Annotated in this window: 15 protein-coding genes and 1 pseudogene; 12 read left to right on the forward strand and 4 right to left on the reverse strand. The window is 64.1% G+C overall.

The genetic code is table 11. The annotated features are described in order from the left end of the window. Positions 1–281 precede the first annotated feature (281 nt). Both rhaI and FPZ08_RS01720 read right to left on the reverse strand, forming a co-directional pair. Positions 282–1,571, reverse strand: coding sequence for an L-rhamnose catabolism isomerase (gene rhaI / locus FPZ08_RS01715; protein ID WP_146288386.1), 1,290 nt, complete (start codon positions 1,569–1,571; stop codon positions 282–284). 156 nt (positions 1,572–1,727) lie between these two features. Further along, positions 1,728–3,828, reverse strand: a pseudogene (locus FPZ08_RS01720) (bifunctional rhamnulose-1-phosphate aldolase/short-chain dehydrogenase). Positions 3,829–4,147: 319 nt separating this feature from the next. Between FPZ08_RS01720 and FPZ08_RS01725 the strand changes: the two are divergent. The 7 genes from FPZ08_RS01725 to rhaM all read left to right on the forward strand — a co-directional run bounded on the left by FPZ08_RS01725 (position 4,148) and on the right by rhaM (position 10,594). Further along, positions 4,148–4,954, forward strand: a complete 807-nt coding sequence (locus tag FPZ08_RS01725; protein WP_146288387.1) for a DeoR/GlpR family DNA-binding transcription regulator — start codon at positions 4,148–4,150, stop codon at positions 4,952–4,954. A gap of 44 nt (positions 4,955–4,998) precedes the next feature. Then, on the forward strand, positions 4,999–5,985 hold the full coding sequence (gene rhaS / locus FPZ08_RS01730) for a rhamnose ABC transporter substrate-binding protein (protein ID WP_146288388.1): 987 nt from the start codon (positions 4,999–5,001) through the stop codon (positions 5,983–5,985). A 232-nt stretch (positions 5,986–6,217) separates the two neighbouring features. Continuing rightward, positions 6,218–7,723, forward strand: a complete 1,506-nt coding sequence (locus FPZ08_RS01735) for a sugar ABC transporter ATP-binding protein (RefSeq protein WP_146288389.1) — start codon at positions 6,218–6,220, stop codon at positions 7,721–7,723. Next, positions 7,720–8,697, forward strand: a complete 978-nt coding sequence (locus FPZ08_RS01740; RefSeq protein ID WP_146288390.1) for an ABC transporter permease — start codon at positions 7,720–7,722, stop codon at positions 8,695–8,697. Before FPZ08_RS01735 ends, FPZ08_RS01740 begins: the two co-directional genes overlap by 4 nt. 171 nt (positions 8,698–8,868) lie before the next feature. After that, a complete protein-coding gene (locus FPZ08_RS01745; RefSeq protein WP_246132774.1) occupies positions 8,869–9,273 on the forward strand; it encodes an endonuclease domain-containing protein in 405 nt (134 codons plus the stop codon). Beyond that, positions 9,270–10,265, forward strand: coding sequence for an ABC transporter permease (locus tag FPZ08_RS01750; protein ID WP_146288391.1), 996 nt, complete (start codon positions 9,270–9,272; stop codon positions 10,263–10,265). Before FPZ08_RS01745 ends, FPZ08_RS01750 begins: the two co-directional genes overlap by 4 nt. After that, positions 10,262–10,594: an L-rhamnose mutarotase gene (gene rhaM / locus FPZ08_RS01755; protein ID WP_146288392.1), complete on the forward strand. Its 333-nt coding sequence runs from the start codon at positions 10,262–10,264 to the stop codon at positions 10,592–10,594. Before FPZ08_RS01750 ends, rhaM begins: the two co-directional genes overlap by 4 nt. Before the next feature lie 4 nt (positions 10,595–10,598). On the opposite strand, the gene FPZ08_RS01760 is transcribed toward rhaM, so the two are convergent. Both FPZ08_RS01760 and FPZ08_RS01765 read right to left on the reverse strand, forming a co-directional pair. Beyond that, positions 10,599–11,858 carry a DUF3422 domain-containing protein gene (locus FPZ08_RS01760; protein ID WP_146288393.1) on the reverse strand — a complete coding sequence of 420 codons (1,260 nt, stop codon included), beginning with the start codon at positions 11,856–11,858 and terminating at the stop codon, positions 10,599–10,601. Between the two features lie 103 nt (positions 11,859–11,961). Then, the gene (locus FPZ08_RS01765; RefSeq protein WP_186767163.1) at positions 11,962–13,086 is read right to left on the reverse strand and encodes a LysR family transcriptional regulator; all 1,125 of its coding nucleotides are present in this window, start codon (positions 13,084–13,086) and stop codon (positions 11,962–11,964) included. 103 nt (positions 13,087–13,189) lie between these two features. On the opposite strand from FPZ08_RS01765, the gene FPZ08_RS01770 reads away from it, so the two are divergent. The 5 genes from FPZ08_RS01770 (at position 13,190) to FPZ08_RS01790 (ending at position 18,853) form a co-directional block, all read left to right on the forward strand. After that, positions 13,190–14,749: an aromatic amino acid lyase gene (locus FPZ08_RS01770; protein WP_146288395.1), complete on the forward strand. Its 1,560-nt coding sequence runs from the start codon at positions 13,190–13,192 to the stop codon at positions 14,747–14,749. Between the two features lie 135 nt (positions 14,750–14,884). Then, positions 14,885–15,796, forward strand: coding sequence for a glycine betaine ABC transporter substrate-binding protein OsmF (gene osmF / locus FPZ08_RS01775; RefSeq protein WP_146288396.1), 912 nt, complete (start codon positions 14,885–14,887; stop codon positions 15,794–15,796). Positions 15,797–15,978: 182 nt separating this feature from the next. Further along, positions 15,979–17,172, forward strand: a complete 1,194-nt coding sequence (locus FPZ08_RS01780) for an ABC transporter permease (RefSeq protein ID WP_146288397.1) — start codon at positions 15,979–15,981, stop codon at positions 17,170–17,172. Further along, entirely contained in the window at positions 17,169–18,104 is a 936-nt protein-coding gene (locus FPZ08_RS01785) for an ABC transporter ATP-binding protein (RefSeq protein WP_146288398.1), read from the forward strand. Before FPZ08_RS01780 ends, FPZ08_RS01785 begins: the two co-directional genes overlap by 4 nt. Continuing rightward, entirely contained in the window at positions 18,101–18,853 is a 753-nt protein-coding gene (locus FPZ08_RS01790) for an ABC transporter permease (RefSeq protein WP_146288399.1), read from the forward strand. Before FPZ08_RS01785 ends, FPZ08_RS01790 begins: the two co-directional genes overlap by 4 nt. Positions 18,854–18,886: the final 33 nt, after the last annotated feature.

The following is an 18,886-nucleotide window of genomic DNA, read 5'->3' on the forward strand; positions in this document are numbered from 1 at the left end:
TAGCGGACTGTTAGCGTTGAGCGGTGGCGGTTGTGTTTCCCTTCTCCCCTTGCGGGAGAAGGTGCCCGAAGGGCGGATGAGGGGTTGGTCCCACGGGCATTGAAGCATGGGCGAGCGCAGCACCCTCACCCGCTAATTTCTTCTGGACGAAGAAATTAGCCCCCTCTCCGCAAGGGGCGAGGGGTGACGACTGCGGGTGTTGCGATCAAACAAAACGAAAGGCCCGGTGATTGCTCACCGGGCCTCTTTATTTCCAGCGCGGGGAGGTGCGTCGGAAATTCCTAGACGATGCCGCTCGACCCGGCCGCGACCTCGGGGCGGACTTCGGCGACCTTGGCGCGGTAGCCGGAGGCGCGGTAGGTGGCCAGGGGATCGATGGCGCCGCCCTGTTCCATGCGGGCGGTGGCCAGGATGGGTTCGACATCGGTGCGATAGGCCAGGCGCAAGGCCTGGGTGGCGGCGAGGGCGTCATTGTCCTGCTGCGCGGCCTTGAGCTCGGTGCGGTCGACCAACAGGGCCTGGGCATAGGCGCGCTGTACATCGGCGGCCGATAGCATCAGGGACTCGATGGGGTCGGTGACATTGTGCGACTGGTCGAGCATGTGGGCGGGGTGGAAATCCTTATCGCGACTCTCGGCATCCACCAGCTCGTTGAAAACGAGGAACAGGCGGAACGGATCGATCGAGCCGGCGTCGAGATCGTCGTCGCCATATTTGCTGTCGTTGAAGTGGAAACCGCCGAGCTTGCCGAACTGGGCGAGGCGGGCGACGATCATCTCGATATTGACGTTGGGCGCGTGGTGGCCGAGATCGACCAGGCAATAGGCCTTGTCGCCCAGCTCCTTGGCGATGAGGTAATTGGTGCCCCAATCCTGCACGACGGTGGAGTAGAAGGCCGGCTCGTACATCTTGTGTTCGGTATAGATGCGCCAGTCATCGGGCAGGGCGGCATAGATGGATTTCATCGAGTCGAGATAATGTTCGAACTGGCGGGTGAAATTGACCTGGCCGGGGAAGTTGGAGCCGTCGCCGATCCAGACCGTGAGGGCTTTTGAGCCGATGGTCTGGCCGATCTCGATACATTCCAGATTATGCTCGATGGCCTGATTGCGCGTGGCGGCGTCGGCGGCCGAGAGCGAGCCGAACTTGTAGCTCTGGAGCTGGCCGGCTGCGTCGGCGAAGGTGTTGGAATTCATGGCGTCGAAGCCGAGGTTGAAGCGGCTGGCGGCCTGCTTCAGGCGGTTCGGATCGGCCTTGTCCCACGGGATATGCAGGGAGACGGTGCGGGTGGCCTGGGTGAGCTGGGCGATGACGGCGCAATCCTCGATCTTGTCGAAAATGTCGCGCGGCTCGCCCTTGCCTGGGAAGCGGGCAAAACGGGTGCCGCCGGTGCCGACGCCCCAGGAGGGGACGGCGACGGAGAAGGCGGCAACGCGCGCCTTGATGGCATCGATATCGACGCCGCGGCGGTCGAGACGTTCGCCGAGGGTGTCGTAGTCGACGTTGAGGTCAGCCACGCGCTTGGCGTTTTCGGCTTCGATGGTGGATTTGTCGATGATTGTTTCGGTCATTGGTGAGGCTCCTCCCGAGATCGTGGCTCCCACCCCCACCCCGACCCTCCCCACAAGGGGGAGGGAGGTCGACTGCCAGCTTGGTGCTAGCGGTTCCTGCGCATCCCTCCCCCTTGTGGGGAGGGAATGAGGGTGGGGGTGGGTTAGGCACTGAACTTACCGCGTAAACGACTGCGCGTTGCCCGCGTCGACGTTAATGATGTTGCCGGTGGATTTGGCCGAGGCGTCCGAGGCGAAGAAATAGATGGCTTCGGCAATGTCCTCTGGGAAGACCGAGCGCTTGAGCATGGAGCGCTGGCGATACATTTCCTCCAAGCCATCCTTGTCGGTCTTGTAGGTCGAGGCGCGCTGCTCGAGCCATTCACCGGCCCAGATCTTGGAGCCGCGCAACACAGCGTCGGGATTGACGACGTTGACGCGGATCTGCGCTTCGGCGCCTTCGAGGGCGAGGCACCGGGCGAGATGGATTTCGGCGGCCTTGGCGGTGCAATAGGCGGCGGCATTGGGTGAGGCGGCGAGGCCATTCTTGGAAGCGACGAAGACGACATTGCCGCCGATCTTCTGCTGGCGGAACAGGCGGAAGGCTTCGCGGGAGACGAGGAAATAGCCGGTGGACAGGATGTCCATATTCTTGTTCCAGAGTTCCAGCGTCGTGTCCTCAATGGGCGCGGAGGAGGCGAGGCCGGCGTTTGACACGAGGATGTCGAGGCCGCCGAACTCGACTACGGCATGGGCGAAGCCGGCGATGACGGCGGTTTCGCTGGTCACGTTGATATTGACCGGGCGGACGAAGTCGGCTCCGAAAGCCTGGCTCAGTTCGGCATTGGCCGCGGCCAGGGCGGTCTCATCGATATCGGCGAGAACGACGCAGGCGCCTTCGCGCAGCAGGCGGACGGCGGTGGCCTTGCCGATGCCGCCGGCACCGCCGGTGACCAGCGCAATCTGGCCGGCGAGGGATTTCGGCTTGGGCATGCGCTGCAGCTTGGCCTCTTCGAGCAGCCAGTATTCGATGTCGAAGGCTTCCTGCTCGGGCAGGCCGACATAGGTGGACACGGTCGAGGCGCCGCGCATCACGTTGATGGCGTTGACGTAGAACTCGCCGGAAATGCGGGCCGTGGCCTTGTCCTTGGCGAAGGTGAACATGCCGACGCCGGGCATGAGATAGACGACGGCATTGGGGTCGCGCACGGCAGGGGAATTGTCGTGTTTACAGCGGTCGTAATAGGCCTGGTAGTCGACGCGGTAGGCGGCGATCTGGTCGGCGAGACCGGAGATGACGGCGTCCACGTCAGGGTTGGCGGGATCGAAGTCGATGACCAGCGGGCGGATCTTGGTGCGCAGGAAATGGTCGGGGCACGAGGTTCCCAACGCAGCAAGAGGCCGAAGATTGTTGGAATTGACGAATTCCAGCACGGCGGCGCTGTCGTCGAAATGGCCCAGCTTGTGGCTGTCTTCCGAGATGAAGCCGCGAATGCGCGGCATCAGGCGCGCGGCGATGGCGCGGCGTTGGTCGGATGGCAGGGACTGGACGGCTTCGCCGCCGAAAATGGTCTTGCCCTCAGTCTGCTGCTCGAACCATTCGATGGCCTGGTTGATGATGCCGATAGTGGTTTCGTAGCATTCCTTGGGCGTGTCGCCCCAGGTGAAGAGGCCATGGGACCTCGAGGATCAGGCCCTTGGCATTGGGGTTTTCCTCGCAGAACTTGCCCAGCCACAGGCCCAGCTCGAATCCCGGCTTTTTCCAGGGCAGCCAGCCGATCGTGTCGCCGAAGATTTGCTGCGTCAGTTCCTTGCTGTTCTTCGAGGCGGCGATGGCGATGATGGCGTCGGGATGCATGTGATCGACGAAGGGGCGGTTCACATAGGCATGCAGCGGGGTATCGATGGAGGCGGCGCGCGGGTTGAGGTTGAAGGTGGCATGGGGCAGGTAGCCCACCATCTCGTCCTCGAATTCGACGCCGCGATAGAGACCCTTCAGGGCGCGCAGCTTGTCCATGTAGAGGGTCGAGAAGCCATCGAGCTTTATGGAAGCGCTGTCGCCGCCCGAACCCTTGACCCAGAGCACTTCGACCTCCTGGCCGGTCAGCGGGTCCTTCTGCATGATCTTGGAGGAGGTGTTGCCGCCGCCGTAATTGGTGACGCGCTTGTCCGAGCCGAGCAGGTTGGAGCGATAGACGAGCCGCTCTGGCTCGCTCATGGCGGCCGCCTTGGCGTCGTCCCAGAGGTTCGCGAGGCGCTTGGGCGCTGATGTGGACATGAGACTCCTCCAGATATCGTGTTTCGGCAGTTGGTCGCCAATGCCGCCCACCCACCGTGTCATCCCGGCCTGGAGCCGGGATCCATCTTGAGATCTCAGGATGGGCCCCGGCTCAAGGCCGGGGTGACAATCGAGTTCTGGGCGAGATCAGCGGTCCAACGGAATTCATATTTCGCCCGGACATGGCCATAGCGCATGCAAGCTGTCAATCAGAAACGATCAGAAATGATCATGAGCCAGCCGATATGATCGTTCGTGGCGTTTTGGTGATTGACACTGACCGGAATTGATGGAAGCAAATGAGGCAGGGAGAAGTCATTTGCACGAAACCGAACGTCATCGCGTCATATTGGCCGCCGTGCAGTCGCGGCCCGTCGCGACCGTCGCCGACCTCTGCGAAGTCACCGGCTCGTCGGAAGCGACGATCCGCCGGGATATCGCGGCTTTGCATGTGCAGGGCCAGTTGCGGCGGGTGCGCGGCGGCGCCGAGGCGCTGACCCCGCCGGCGCAGGGCGGGCTGATGGGCCGGCCCTTCTCGGTGAATGAAACGCTCAACATTGCGCAGAAGCGGGCCATCGCCCGCATGGCGGCCGAGATGTGCAATGACGGCGAGCCAGTCATCATCAATGGCGGCACCACGACCTACCAGATGGTGCATCACCTGACGGGCAAGCGGCTGAGTGTCTTCACCAACAGCTTCGGCATTGCCGAATTCCTGATCCACAATTCGCGCAATTCGGTCGTCATTCCCGGCGGCACGATCTATCGCGAGCAGAATGTCATCCTGTCGCCCTTTGGCGGCGTGGTGGCGAGCCATTTCTACGCCAAGCGCATGTTCATCGGCTGCCAGGGCATCGGCGCCCATGGGCTGATGGAAGCCGACCCGATGGTCGTGCAGTCCGAACTGGCCCTGATCGGGCAGGCGGATGAGCTGATCGTGCTGGCGGATTCATCGAAGTTTTCGGGGAGATCGAGCCTGATCCTGTGCGGGCTCGACCGAATTGCCACTGTCATATCGGACAGCGGCATCCGCGACGAAGACCGCCAAATGCTGGAAACGGCAGGCGTGCGGCTCATCGTGGCGGACATGACGGCTCAGAGCGACCGGCAAGCAACGGTGGCCTGAGCGACAAGGCTTAAGACCAAACCATCCCAGGGAGGGATTTTCGCATGAAACTCTTGAAGATACTGGCTGCAACGACAGCCGTCGCAGTTCTGCTCGCCGCGCCCGCCTATGCCCAGACGCGCATCGCGCTGGTGGTGAAGTCGCTCGGCAACGGCTTCTTCGACGCTGCCAACAAGGGCGCCCAGGAAGCTGCCGCCGAACTCGGCGACGTGGAAGTGATCTATACCGGTCCGACCGCCGCCACGGCCGAAGCCCAGATCGAAGTGGTCAATGCGCTGATCGCCCAGCAGGTCGACGCCATTGCCATTTCGGCCAATGACCCCGACGCGCTGGTGCCGGCTCTGCAGCGCGCCATGGAACGCGGCATCAAGGTGATTTCCTGGGATTCGGGCGTGGCGCCCGAAGGTCGCCAGCTTCACCTCAACCCGTCCGATATCGGGCTGATCGGCGAAACCATCATCAAGCTGGCCGCCGACTACCTGCCCGAGGGCGGCGACGTGGCCATTCTCTCGGCTGCGTCGACAGCGACCAACCAGAATGCCTGGATCGAGGCCGCCAAGGCCGCCATTCCGGAAAAGTTCCCCAATATCAATCTCGTCTCGGTGGTCTATGGCGACGATGACTCGGTGAAGTCCACCGAAGAGGCCAAGGGCCTGATCGCCTCCTATCCCGATCTCAAGGCCATCATTGCCCCGACCACGGTCGGCGTCGTTGCCGCCGCTCAGGTGGTGACCGACCAGGGCCTGATCGGCAAGGTCAACGTGACCGGCCTGGCCCTGCCGAGCGAGTTCAAGCAGTTCATCGACAATGGTGCTTCGCAGGCCGTGGCCCTATGGAACCCGATCGACCTGGGCTATGCGGCCGTGATGCTGGCCAATGACCTGGTCGAAGGCGGGGAAGCCGCGCCCGGCGCATCGCTCTCGATGGGCCGCATGGGCGAGCTGACGCTGGATGACACCAATGCGGGCGCCATGGCGCCTCCGTTTACCTTCGATGCTAGCAATATCGAAGAGTTTTCGAAGATCTATTGATCTGATTCTGACCCGGCGCTTCGGCGCCGGGTCTACCCCTCCCTAGCTACGCTATGGCCTGCGGCCAAGCTGCGCTACCCTCCCCTCAAGGGGAGGGTGAAGCCCGCGTACCTGGCAGGGCTGTGCCGCAGCCCCTGACCTCACCCTCCCCCTTGAGGGGAGGGTAGCGGAGATAGGGCCGATAGGCCCGTAGCGCAGCTAGGGAGGGGGTAATTCCCCCACGAGACATCCAATGACCGACCCCATCCTCACGCTATCAGGCATATCCAAGAGCTTTCCCGGTGTGCGGGCGCTGCATGATGTGGCGCTGGAGCTTTATGCCGGCGAGGTGACGGCGCTGATCGGGGAGAACGGGGCGGGCAAGTCGACCCTGGTCAAGGTGATGACCGGGATTTACCAGCCTGACGCCGGGGAAATTTCGGTGGCCGGGCAGGTGGTGAGCCTGCCGACGGCGCATTCTGCTTCGGCGGTGGGGATTACCGCCATCCATCAGGAAACGGTGCTGTTCGACGAGCTGACGGTGGCCGAGAATATCTATCTGGGCCATGCGCCGCGCACGCTTCTGGGGCTGATCGACTGGCGCAAGATGCGCGCCGAGGCGCAGGAAACGCTGGATTCCATGGCGGCTGGCATCGATGCCGGCATCAAGCTCAAGGAATTGGGCATCGCCAAGAAGCATCTGGTGGCGGTGGCGCGGGCGCTGAGCATCGACGCGCAGGTCGTGATCATGGACGAGCCGACCGCGGCGCTGAGCCAGAAGGAAATCGAGGAGCTTTACGTGCTCATCGACCTGCTCAAGCAGGATGGCAAGGCGATCCTGTTCATCTCCCACAAATTCGATGAGATCTACCGCATTGCCGACCGCTACACCGTGTTCCGCGATGGCGAGCAGGTGGGTAAGGGGCTGATCCGGGAGACCAGCCAGAGCGAGATCGTGCGGCTGATGGTGGGCCGCTCGGTGGAGCAGATTTTCCCGGCACGGCAGGCCGCTATCGGGGCGGTAGTGCTGGAGGCCAGGGGGCTGAGCCATCCGACCGAGTTCGATGACGTGTCCTTTGCAGTGCGCAAGGGCGAGATATTGGGTTTTTATGGGCTTGTCGGCGCAGGCCGCTCGGAAGTGATGCAGGCGGTGTTTGGGCTGACGCCGACCTCCGCTGGTACCCTGACGCTGGAGGGCGCGGCGATTGCGCCGAAATCGCCGGCCGATGCGGTGGAGGCCGGCATCGTCTATGTGCCCGAGGAACGGGGCAAGCAGGGGGTGATTACCGGCGAGCCGATTTTCAAGAATGTGTCGCTGCCCTCGCTGGGCAAGACCAGCAAATCCGGCTTTTTGCGCATGGCCGAGGAATTCGCGCTGGCGCGGACCTATACCGAGCGGCTGGACCTGCGCGCCTCGTCGCTGAGCCAGAACGTGTCGACCCTGTCGGGCGGCAATCAGCAGAAGGTGGTGATCGCCAAGTGGCTGGCAACACTACCAAAAGTGATCATTCTCGATGAGCCGACCAAGGGCATCGATATCGGGTCCAAGGCCGCCGTGCATGAATTCATGGGGGAACTGGTGGCGCAGGGGCTGAGCGTGATCATGGTCTCGTCCGAATTGCCCGAAGTGCTAGGCATGAGCGACCGCATCGTGGTGATGCGCGAGGGCAGGGTGGTCGATACGCTCGAGAATGCCGAGCTCAAGCCGGAAACGCTGGTGCGGCTGGCGGCGGGTATTGCCGAGGAGCATGCGGCATGAACCGGCTGCTGAAGCATCGGGAAATCTTCCTGTTTCTTGCTATTTTGCTCGTGCTTGTCCTGGTGACGGCGCGCTTCCCGCGCTTTGCCCAGCCGGGGAACCTGCTGACCATTTTCAATGACACATCCATCCTGATGATGCTGGCTCTGGGGCAGATGGCTGTCATCCTGACGCGGTCGATCGACCTGTCCATGGCGTCGAACCTGGCACTGACGGGCATGGTGGTCGCCATGACCAATGCGGCTTTTCCGGGCATACCGATCCCGCTGCTGATTGCGGGCTGCGTGGTGGTTGGCGCGGCGCTTGGGGCGTTCAATGGCATTCTGGTGTGGAAGCTCGATATTCCGCCCATCGTGGTGACCTTGGGCACGCTGACCATTTTTCGCGGGCTGGTCTTCGTGATTTCGGGTGGTGCCTGGGTCAATGCGGCGCAGATGAGCCCTGACTTCATCGGGCTGCAACGCGCGGTGTTGCTCGGCCTGCCGCTGCTGAGCTGGTTTGCCATCGTGGTGGCCGCGCTGTTCTGGGTGCTGATGACGCGGACGCCGCTGGGGCGGGCGCTCTATGCGGTCGGCGTCAACCCGACGGCCTCGGTCTATACCGGCATCGATGTGGGCAAGACCAAGTTCTATGCTTTCGTCATCGCCGGGGCGGTGGCGGGACTGTGCGGGTATCTGTGGATCTCGCGCTATGTGATCGCCTCGGTGGAAGTGGCCGGCGGGTATGAGCTGACCATCATCGCGGCCTGCGTGATCGGGGGCGTGTCGATTGCCGGGGGCATCGGCAGCGTGGCGGGCGTGCTGCTGGGGGCGATCTTCCTCGGCGTCATCAACAATGCGCTGCCGGTGATCAATATTTCCCCGTTCTGGCAGATGGCGATTTCGGGCACAGCGATTTTGCTGGCCGTGGTGCTCAATGCGCGCGGCGAGCGGCGCAGGGGGCGGGTGATTTTGAAGACGGCGGAGGGGGTGTGATGCTGACGATGGCGCCATACCCCCACCCTCATTCCCTCCCCACAAGGGGGGAGGGAAGCCTGCTCACCGGCTCTCTTTGTTCAGAGCAAATCCTGTGCTTCAGTGAGGCAGAGAAGGCGCAGCCTGCGTCTCCCTCCCCCTTGTGGGGAGGGATCAAGGGTGGGGGGTGGTTTGGGCATTGAGCGGGCAAGGGAATTGCGCAAGCGGATGCCGGCGCCGGAAGCTAGGCTCTGGAACGCATTGCGCGAACTACGCCCACTTGGCTTTCATTTTCGCCGGCAGGTTCCCCTGGGGCGGTATTATGCCGACTTCGCCTGCCATGCGCGCCGGCTGGTGGTTGAGGTCGATGGCGATACGCATGGGACTGACGCGGCGGTGAGCCATGATGCCCACCGCGACCGATTCATTGCTTCGCAGGGCTATCGCGTCATTCGCATCGGCAATGGCGACGTCATGGGCAATCTCGATGGCGTCCTGACAACAATTCTTTCAGCGCTCAACCAACCCCCACCCTCATTCCCTCCCCACAAGGGGGAGGGAAGCCTGGCCGGTGGGTCGGAAGATATTACGTCATGACCGACACCTCCCTCCACCGCAGTCTCCCCGACCGGCTCGACAAGCCGCTAAAATCGGCCGTCCTGAGCTGGGAGAGCCTGCTTGTGCTGGTGGCATTGGGGATTTTCATTCTCAATTCCTTCGCTTCGCCCTATTTCCTCAATGCCTGGAGCCTCTCCGATCTCACCTTCAACTTCACCGAGAAGGCACTGATCGCGCTGGCCATGGCGCTGCTGATCATTTCGGGGGAGATCGACCTGTCGGTGGCGGCGATCATCGCGCTGGCGTCCACAATGATGGGGTTGGCGCTGCAATATGGGGCGGATACGCCGGTGCTGGTGGCGGTGGGCGTAGGCGTGGGTATTGCCTGCGGGGCGTTCAACGGGTTCCTGGTGACGGGGCTGAAGCTGCCATCCATCGTGGTGACTATCGGCACGATGAGCCTGTTTCGCGGCATTGCCTTCATCATCCTGGGGGACCAGAGCTTCAAGGGCTATCCCAAGAGCTTTTCCTGGTTCGGGCAGGGTTATGTCTGGTGGGTGATCTCGTTCGAGCTGGTGCTGTTTCTGGTCTGCGCCGTGATCTATTGGGTGCTGCTGCACCGCACTAATTTCGGGCGGCGCATCTTCGCTATCGGGAATAACGATGTGGCGGCGCGGTTTTCCGGGGTGCGGGTGGAGCGGATCAAGTTCATCCTGTTCTGCCTGACCGGGCTGATGAGCGGCATGGCCGCCGTGCTGCTGACGGCGCGGTTGGGGTCGACGCGGCCGTCGATTGCCGAGGGGTTCGAACTGGAGGCCATTACCATGGTGGTGCTGGGCGGGGTGTCGATCCTGGGCGGGGCAGGGTCCATTCTCGGCGTGGTGCTGGCGGCCCTGATCGTCGGGCTGGTGACGTTCGGGCTGGGGCTGCTCAATGTGCCGGGGATCGTGATGACCATTTTCACCGGCTCGCTGCTGATCGTGGTGATCGCGCTGCCGATCCTGTTCCGCATGTGGAGGCAAAGGGCATGATCGAGGATGGCGGCTACGAGAAACACGCCTTCAAGATGCAGCTCAATCCCGGCATGGCGGAAGAATATCGCAAGCGCCATGACGCGATTTTCCCCGAACTGGTGGACCTGCTGCATGAAGCGGGGGTGAAGGACTATTCGATCCATCTGGACGAAGAGACGGGCATTCTGTTCGGCGTGCTGTGGCGGCGCAAGGACCACACGATGGACGATCTGCCCAACACCGAGGTCATGCAGCGCTGGTGGGCGCATATGGCCGATGTGATGGCGACCAACGCGAAGAACGAGCCGGTCTCCACGGACCTCGTGCCGATGTTCTGGATGAAGTGACGGTTCAGCTCTTGGTAGGGAAATGCGCGTTGCGGATGTAGCGCACCATCAGCCACACGCCGAGCAGCACGAAGGGTACCGCGGCGGACAGGGTCAGCGTCTTGGGCAGGTGCAGTTCCTCAAGCGGGCCGGCGAGGAAATAGCTCAGTATGCCCAGCAGGTAATAGCTGATGGCGATGGTCGAGAGGCCCTCGACCGTGCGCTGCAGGCGGAACTGGCTGACCGCCGTCTGGGCGATCGTGTCGAGTACGGTCGAATTCTGCACCTGCATGTCGAGGCTGATGCGGACATTGAGCATGGCGGTGGCGCGCTCGATCTTCTGGGCCAGCACGTTGAGGCGCTTTTCCATGGCCGAGCAGGTGGCCAGGCCCGGATCGACGCGGTTGCCGACGCCGTGGCTGAGGCTGGAGCCCAGCCCGGTGGGCGTCTCGCGCAGGCCGGCGAGCCGGGCGCGCAGGATGTCGCCATAGGCATGGCTCGCCGCGAAGCGATAGCCCAGCCGCTCGGAAAACTGCCCGGAGCGGACCGATAGGGCATGGAGGGTCGCCAGGGCGGCTTTGACCGCTTCGAGGCTCTCGGCATCGGAGAGGGATTCGACCAGTTCCCCCAATTCGATTTCGGCGGCGCGCAGAGCCGGCGACAGCTCGCGGGCCAAGGGTAGGCCGAGCAGGGCCATGATGCGGTAGGTTTCCACCTCCAGCAGGCGCCTCGTCAGGATGGAGCGGCGCAGGGCGCTGAGCTGGCCCCCGGCGAATTCGTAGCGGATGAACTTGTCCGCATCGGGCACGAAATCGGTCATCACCTGGGCGGTGCCATTGTCGATATTGGTCAGGCACAGGCTGGCCTGCGAAAATCCGGCCAAGAGGCGTTCGGGCAGCGTGTCGTCGCCGGTGACGTCGATGCGCACGGCGCCGATAAGGAAGCTGTCCGCCAGGATATCGATGCCGATGCCATCGGGGAAATTGGTCTTGTCGGTCAGGGCGCTGCGCCAGGTGACGGTGACGAATTCGGTATGGAATTCCCAGGTGATGTGGCGGCTGCCGATATCGAAACTGTGCTGGCGGTCGGACGGCACGGCGACGCCGGCCGCAGCGCAGAACGCGGTGAAGTTCTCGAACACCCGGGTCATGGCGCCGGCTTCGGACGGCATGACGAAGATCAGGCGGCGGATGCGCGCCGGCCCGTCCACGATTTCCACCGGCCTGGCATGGACTTCATCCATGATCGCGCGGCGATAGGGATGGTCGATAAGAGCTTCGGTCACGGATAGTCCTGAATCTGGTATCGCCAATCAGCGCGCAAAGCCGGCCGGTCGGCAATGCGACATTCGGCCAGACCGGGCCGATAGGGCAGTTATGTCGCAGGGCTCAGCGCTCCATCGCGGCAATCAGGCTTCGGCCCAGCGCTTCGCCGCTGCCCCTCGGCCAGCAGAGCCAGAAATTCATGTCGTAGCGCGGCCCGAGCGGCAGTTGCCGCAGGTCACCGCGGATGCGGGCGACCGAGGCTTGTGGCAGGACCGAGACGAAGCCGTGATGCAGGACCAGATTGAGGATGACCGGGATTGAGTCGATCTCGATCAGCCGGATAGCGCTGCGTTCGGCCTCGCCGAGATGATCGTCGAGAATGGTATTGATGCGCTGGCGCAGGCCGCTGCGGGCGCTGGGCACAGCCAGCGGCGCAGCGAGCAGGGCATCGGCAATGCCGTCGCGGCCCTCGGGCACGCCGACCACCGCCAGAGGTGTGCGGCCGACCACCTCGCCATCGAGATCGGCCGGCAGGTGCTCGGTATCGAGAAAGGCGACGTCGAACAGGCCCGACTTGAGGCCGGCCATGAGATCCTCGGCGGTGGTGGAGCTGAGGAAGAGCGGCGCGCGCGGGCGCTCGGCCAGCCAGCGGGCGGTCAGATTGGCGAGGAGACGCGCGATCTCGCTTTCATAGCCTAGAGGAATCACCGAGCCGAGCCGGGCCGTGGCGGCGCTCTTGCGGAAACGGTCTTCCGAAGCGCGGGAGAGGCGATGCCAGGCGGCGAGCAGGCGTTCGGCCGCGGCGGCGATGCGGGCGCCCTCTGATGTGACGATGGAGCCGCCACTGCCGCGTTGCAGCAGGGGCGCGCCCAGGGCGGCTTCGAGCTGGGCGATCTGGCGGGTGAGCTGGGGCTGGCCGAGATTGAGGCTGCGGGCGGCGCGGCGGATGCTGCCCTGACTGGCCACCTGGATGAAGCGGCTGAGCGCTTCGAGCTTGGTGGCGTGGCGGGGCGAAATGCTGCGGGCCAGATCGGCCGCCGCCGCGATATCGGGTTCGAGCCTGATCGCTTCGAGGCTGACGACGAGCCCGGACCCGGCGCGTTCGACCAGCCGAACCGAGACTTCCGCCTCGAACCGCGCTATAGATGCGGCAATGGTAGAGGCGGGGCGGCCCAGGGCGCGGGCAGTGGCGCGGATGCTGCGGGTGTGCAGCACGCTATGCATGGCGATGAGGCTAGCCGTATCCATTGCCCACCATTGCAGCAGGCCGGATGGATGCACAGAAAAACCGCATAGCCTGTTCAGTATTTGGGATATCCCATGTTTCAAATCTATCCAATAGCGTGAGGGCATGAACCAACAGGCTCCCACCTTGCATGCAGCGCCCATTACCCTCGACGGCAAGCCGCTGAGCTTTGCCGACATGGTGCGGATCGGCTCGCGGCGCGTGCCGCTGGCCGCCGACGAGGGCGCGATGCGCCGGGTGGCCGAGGCGCGCAAGGTGGTGGAACAGACCATTGCCAACCACCAGCCGGTCTATGGCTCGACCACCGGCGTGGGCGCCATGAAGGATGTGGAGTGGACGGACGACCAGCTCGACGCCTTCAATATGGGGCTGGTGCGGGCGCACCATTTCGGCACCGGCGAGGCCTTTTCCAGCGAGACCGTGCGCGTGGCCATGGCCATCAGGGTCAATATGGCGCTGACCGGGCGGGTGGGCTGCACCACGGACCTGGTGGAGGCCTATCTGTCGCTGCTGTCGGCCGATGTGGTGCCGGTGGTGCGGCGCACCGGCTCGATCGGCTGCGCCGATATCGGGCTGATGGGGCAGATTGGCGCCGTGTTGACCGGGGCCGGCGAAGCCATGTTCGACAGCCGCCGCCTGCCGGCCGGCGATGCATTGGCCGCAGCGGGGCTGAAGCCCTTCCGGCTGGCGCCGCGCGATAGCCTGGCCTCGATTTCGACCAATGCGGTGGGCTATGCCGCCGCCGCCAATGCCATCCGCGAGGCGGCCGGCACGGTGCGCGTCATGCTGGCGACGGGGCTGACCACGGCCGGAGCGCTGGGCGCCTCGCGCGATCCGTGGAAGGCGGTGGCCCATGTGGGCACCGAGCGCGAAGCCGGCGTCGGCGCCTGGCTCTATTTCAACGCCATGGGCTGGGACTGGCCCGACGCGACGCATATCCAGGATCCGCTGAGCCTGCGCATGATGAGCCAGGTGTTCGCCACCGGTTTCGAGACGCTGGTGGCGGCGGGCAAGATATTGCTGGCGGCGACCGGGCGGACCGACGACAATCCCGTGGTTGCCGGCGGGCAGGTACTGACCTCGGGCGGTTCGCTGCCGCTCGATGTCACGGTGTTTTTGCAGACGGCGCAACTGGGGCTGGCCCATATCGCGCGCAATTCGTTCAATCGCTGCGTGCTGCTGGGCAATGGCGGGCGGCGGGGACTGCCGGTCAATCTCGTGCCGCCAGGGGCGATTGCCACCGGCTTCGGACCGATCATCAAGCTGGCCGGGGAGCTGTTTGCCCGCGTGCTGACCATGACCAATGCCATCTCGCCCATGTCCATGGTGGTGGCCGGGGGCATCGAGGACGAGGCGGCTTTCCTGCCGCTGGTGGTGGAGCGGCTGGAGCGCCAGGTGCTGGCTTTGCGGCGCCTGGCGGCGCTTGAGGGGATCCTCGCGGCGCAGGCCATGGACATATCGGGCGATGCCCCCGGCAATGTGCCCGGCATCATCTATGCGCTGGTGCGGCGCCATGCTGACACATACTGGCAGGACCGCCCGCTATCGGCGGAAGTGGAAGCTGTCGAACAGGCTCTCGCCTCCGATGGCCTGATGAACGAACTAATTTCCCATTCAACGATTATGGAGTTGGACGAGTTTTTCGCGCTAGGCCCGGTTGCCTAGCATCTGGAGCCTCGCCCAATTTCGCCAAAGGGTTACGTTAGGGGCATGATCCGGAAAAGGGACTACCGGTTTTCCGACCAGATCATGCCAGACAGGGACAGCCGGGTTTGGAGCCCGGAGAAAACGGAGAAACCAATGCGCCTCACTTCCACGCTGCTGACCGCCGTTGCTGCGCTCGCCATTTCGATGACCGCTGCGAACGCTCAGGTGGTCGTCTCCTCCAAGATCGACACCGAGGGTGGTGTTCTCGGCAACATCATCAAACAGGTGCTTGAATCCAACGACATTCCGGTCGAGGACCGCATCCAGCTGGGCGGCACGCCCATCGTGCGCGAAGCCATCACCGCGGGCGAAATCGACATCTATCCGGAATATACCGGCAATGCCGCCTTCTTCTTCGAGAAGGCCGATGACCCGCTGTGGAACAATGCTGAATCGGCCTATGCCGAAGCGGCCAAGCTGGACTTCGAGGCCAACAAGATCGTCTGGCTGACCCCGTCGCCGGCCAACAATACCTGGGCCGTCGCTATCCGCAACGACGTGGCCGAGGCCAACAGCCTCAATACGTTCAGCGAATTCGGCGCCTGGGTTGCCGGTGGTGGCGAGGTGAAGCTCGCGGCTTCGGCCGAGTTCGTGAACTCGCCGGCGGCTTTGCCCAAGTTCCAGGAAGTCTATGGCTTCACGCTCTCGCCCGACCAGCTCGTGACCCTCAGTGGTGGCGATACGGCCGCGACGATTGCCGCGGCGGCCCAGCAGACCAACGGCGTCAACGCCGCCATGGTCTATGGCACCGATGGCGGTATCGCGCCTTCAGGCCTCAAGGTGCTCGAGGACGACAAGGGCGTGCAGCCGGTCTACCAGCCCGCGCCCATCATCCGCGAGGAAGTGCTGGCGGAATATCCGCAGATCGAGGAACTGCTGAAGCCGGTGTTTGAAGGTCTGACGCTGGAAGTGCTGCAGGAACTCAATGGCCGGGTGCAGGTGGGTGGCGAAGCCGCGGCTGCCGTGGCGACGGACTATCTGACCCAGGGTGGGTTTCTGGAGTAGGTGAATGGGGTGGGGGGCTCCATACCCCCACCCCCTCCCCTCCCCACAAGGGGGAGGGAAGCCTGTCCGGCGCGCTTGAGGACATTGTGCCCATTGCGCGTCGCCCCATCGTCTCCCTCCCCCTTGTGGGGAGGGATCAAGGGTGGGGGTGAGCCTCCGCAAACGCGAAGCCCGGAGCCAGCATGAGCATCGCCGACACCACAACCATCACATCCCGACCAGCCTGGCTGGCGCTCGACAAGCTGGGCGTGCTGATTGCGCTCATCGCGGCGGCGGGGGCGGCTTTGCCCTTTGCGCTGTTTCGCGCCAATCGCATCGTGCCGGGCGAGGCGCGGAGCCTGCTCGATGCACTGCCGAGTTTTCCGTCGGGCTTTCTTATCGGTGTGCTGCTGGTGGGTTTCGCCGTGGCTTTGCTGCGCTTTCCCGCTATCGCCAAGCTGGTGACCGGCTTTGTCGTGCTGGGCTTGCTGTTCGTTTTCATCGGCTGGTCGGCGACATACCTGACGCCGGAGGGGGACACCTTTGCCCGCGTGTCGCCGGGGGCCGGTTTCTGGCTGCTGGTGTTTGCCTTTGCGCTGCTGGTGACCGACGCGCTGACGCGGCTGAAACTCAAGCCGCTGGTGCGGATCGGCATCCTGCTGGTGGTGGCGATTGCCGCGGCCGCCCTGTTGTGGAGCGGGGCGTGGAACGACCTCTCCATTCTCAAGGAATATGCCAATCGCGCGGCGGCTTTCTGGGCCGAGGCGCGGACGCATCTGGCGCTGGCCTTTGGCTCGGTGGCCATTGCGACCGTGGTCGGCATTCCCGTGGGCATCCTCTGCTACAAGGTCAAGCCGCTGCGGGCCGGCGTGCTCAATGTGCTCAATATCGTCCAGACCATTCCGTCGATTGCCCTGTTCGGCCTGCTCATCGCGCCGCTGGCCTGGGTGGCGGCCAATGTGCCCGGCGCGTCGGCCATCGGCATTTCCGGCATTGGCGTAGCGCCGGCCATGGTGGCCCTGTTCGCCTATTCGCTGCTGCCCATTGTGTCCAACACGGTGGTTGGGCTGCTCAGCGTGTCTCCATCTGCCGTAGATGCCGCCAAGGGCATGGGCATGACCGGCACGCAGCGCATGACCGGCGTGGAGCTGCCACTCGCCTTTCCGGTCATCCTCACCGGCATCCGCATCGTGCTGGTGCAGAATATCGGGCTGGCCACCATTGCCGCGCTGATCGGCGGCGGCGGCTTCGGCGTCTTCGTGTTCCAGGGGATCGGGCAGACGGCCATGGACCTGGTGCTGCTCGGCGCGGTGCCGACGGTGGCCTTGGCTTTCGCCGCCGCCGTGGTGCTGGACGCCGCGGTGGAAATGACATCGCGCGGGGGGCGCAGCGCATGATCGAGATCGACGACATCACCAAGAGCTATTCCGGCACGGTCGTGGTGGACCATGTGACCCTGACCATCGAGCCGCGCTCCATCTGCGTCATCGTCGGCACGTCGGGCTCGGGCAAGACCACTTTGCTGCGGATGATCAACAAGCTGGTGGAGCCGACATCGGGCCATATTCGCATCGATGGCGAGGATATATCAGGCATTCCGGCTTATGAGCTGCGGCGGCGGATTGGCTATGCCATCCAGGGGCATGGCCTGTTTCCGCATCGCAGTGTGGGGCAGAATGTGGCGACGGTGCCCAAGCTGCTTGGCTGGGACAGGAAGAAGATCGCCGAGCGGGTCGATGAACTGCTGAGCCTGTTCCAACTCGACCCCGGCGAATTCCGTGACCGGCTGCCGCATGAGCTTTCCGGCGGCCAGCAGCAGCGCGTCGGCGTGGCGCGGGCGCTGGCGGCTTCACCCAACATCCTGCTGATGGACGAGCCCTATGGCGCGCTCGACCCTGTCATCCGCGCCAAGGCGCAGGAGGACCTGCTGTCCATCCAGCGCAAGATGGGCACGACCGTCGTGCTGGTGACGCATGACATGGAAGAGGCGATCCATCTCGGCGACACCATCGCCGTGATGGACAAGGGCAAGCTGCTGCAATGCGCCAGGCCCGCAGAGATCATCGCCAATCCGGCGACGCCGTTTGTGGCCGAGCTGATCGGCACCAGCGAACGACCGTTCCGGCTGCTGTCGCTGGCGAAAGTAGCCGATCATATCGAGGCGGGCGAGGGGGCGGGTGAGCCGATCGAGGCCGGTGCTTCGCTGCGTGACGCCTATGCCGAATTGCTGTGGTCGGGCCGGCCGGCTTTGCCGGTGCGGCGGGATGGGCAGATTGTCGGGCAGGTGACGCTGGCCGCGCTGTCGCGGCTGGCGGCGAGGCCGCAATGAAGATTGGCAATGTCATCAGACTGGCGGCGCTGGTCGTGCTGGTCTTGTTGCTGGTGCGGCCGGAGCTGTTCTCGGGCTTTTTCGGGCTATTCACCAAGAACAACCAGCCGGCGATCTACAACCAGGGCAATCTGCTCGATATCACGCTGAACCATCTGGCCATCGTGCTGGCGGCGACGGTGGCGTCCACTGTCATCGCGGTGGGGCTGGCCATTATCGTGACGCGGCCGTTTGGCGCCGAATTCCTGCCGCTGTCGCGCTCGCTCGCCAATATCGGGCAGACCTTTCCGCCGGTGGCGGTGCTGGCGCTGGCCGTGCCCATGCTGGGCTTCGGCACGGCGCCGACTTTGGTGGCCCTGTTCCTCTATGGGCTGCTGCCGATTTTCGAGAACACGCTGACCGGACTGACCAACCTGCCGCCGGCGGTGACTGACGCCGCCAAGGGCGTGGGCATGACGGGATGGCAGCGACTGCTCAAGGTGGAACTGCCGCTGGCTTTGCCTGTGATCCTGGCCGGGATACGGCTCTCGGTGGTGATTTCGCTGGCCACCGCGACCATTGGGTCGACCGTGGCGGCGCGGACGCTGGGCGAGGTGATCATCGCCGGGCTGCTGTCGAGCAATACGGCGTTTGTGCTGCAGGGCGGGCTGATCGTCGGCGTGCTGGCGGTGCTGATCTATGACGCGCTGTCGGCGCTGGAACGGTGGCTGATGGCGCGGACCGGGCAATTGGGGAGGACGGCGGCTTGACTATTGAGTACCCGACCTCGTGGTTCGAGGCTC

The organism is Devosia ginsengisoli, assembly GCF_007859655.1.
Lineage (GTDB): Bacteria > Pseudomonadota > Alphaproteobacteria > Rhizobiales > Devosiaceae > Devosia > Devosia ginsengisoli.

What these genes read in the sequence shown, in the direction of transcription:
- osmF (WP_146288396.1), top strand. Translation starts at nt 14,885, where the DNA reads ATGCGCCTCACTTCCACGCTGCTGACCGCCGTTGCTGCGCTCGCCATT.
- FPZ08_RS01780 (WP_146288397.1), top strand. Translation starts at nt 15,979, where the DNA reads ATGAGCATCGCCGACACCACAACCATCACATCCCGACCAGCCTGGCTG.
- FPZ08_RS01765 (WP_186767163.1), bottom strand. Translation starts at nt 13,086, where the DNA reads ATGGATACGGCTAGCCTCATCGCCATGCATAGCGTGCTGCACACCCGC.
- rhaM (WP_146288392.1), top strand. Translation starts at nt 10,262, where the DNA reads ATGATCGAGGATGGCGGCTACGAGAAACACGCCTTCAAGATGCAGCTC.
- FPZ08_RS01785 (WP_146288398.1), top strand. Translation starts at nt 17,169, where the DNA reads ATGATCGAGATCGACGACATCACCAAGAGCTATTCCGGCACGGTCGTG.
- rhaI (WP_146288386.1), bottom strand. Translation starts at nt 1,571, where the DNA reads ATGACCGAAACAATCATCGACAAATCCACCATCGAAGCCGAAAACGCC.
- FPZ08_RS01740 (WP_146288390.1), top strand. Translation starts at nt 7,720, where the DNA reads ATGAACCGGCTGCTGAAGCATCGGGAAATCTTCCTGTTTCTTGCTATT.
- FPZ08_RS01750 (WP_146288391.1), top strand. Translation starts at nt 9,270, where the DNA reads ATGACCGACACCTCCCTCCACCGCAGTCTCCCCGACCGGCTCGACAAG.
- FPZ08_RS01770 (WP_146288395.1), top strand. Translation starts at nt 13,190, where the DNA reads ATGAACCAACAGGCTCCCACCTTGCATGCAGCGCCCATTACCCTCGAC.
- FPZ08_RS01735 (WP_146288389.1), top strand. Translation starts at nt 6,218, where the DNA reads ATGACCGACCCCATCCTCACGCTATCAGGCATATCCAAGAGCTTTCCC.
- FPZ08_RS01790 (WP_146288399.1), top strand. Translation starts at nt 18,101, where the DNA reads ATGAAGATTGGCAATGTCATCAGACTGGCGGCGCTGGTCGTGCTGGTC.
- rhaS (WP_146288388.1), top strand. Translation starts at nt 4,999, where the DNA reads ATGAAACTCTTGAAGATACTGGCTGCAACGACAGCCGTCGCAGTTCTG.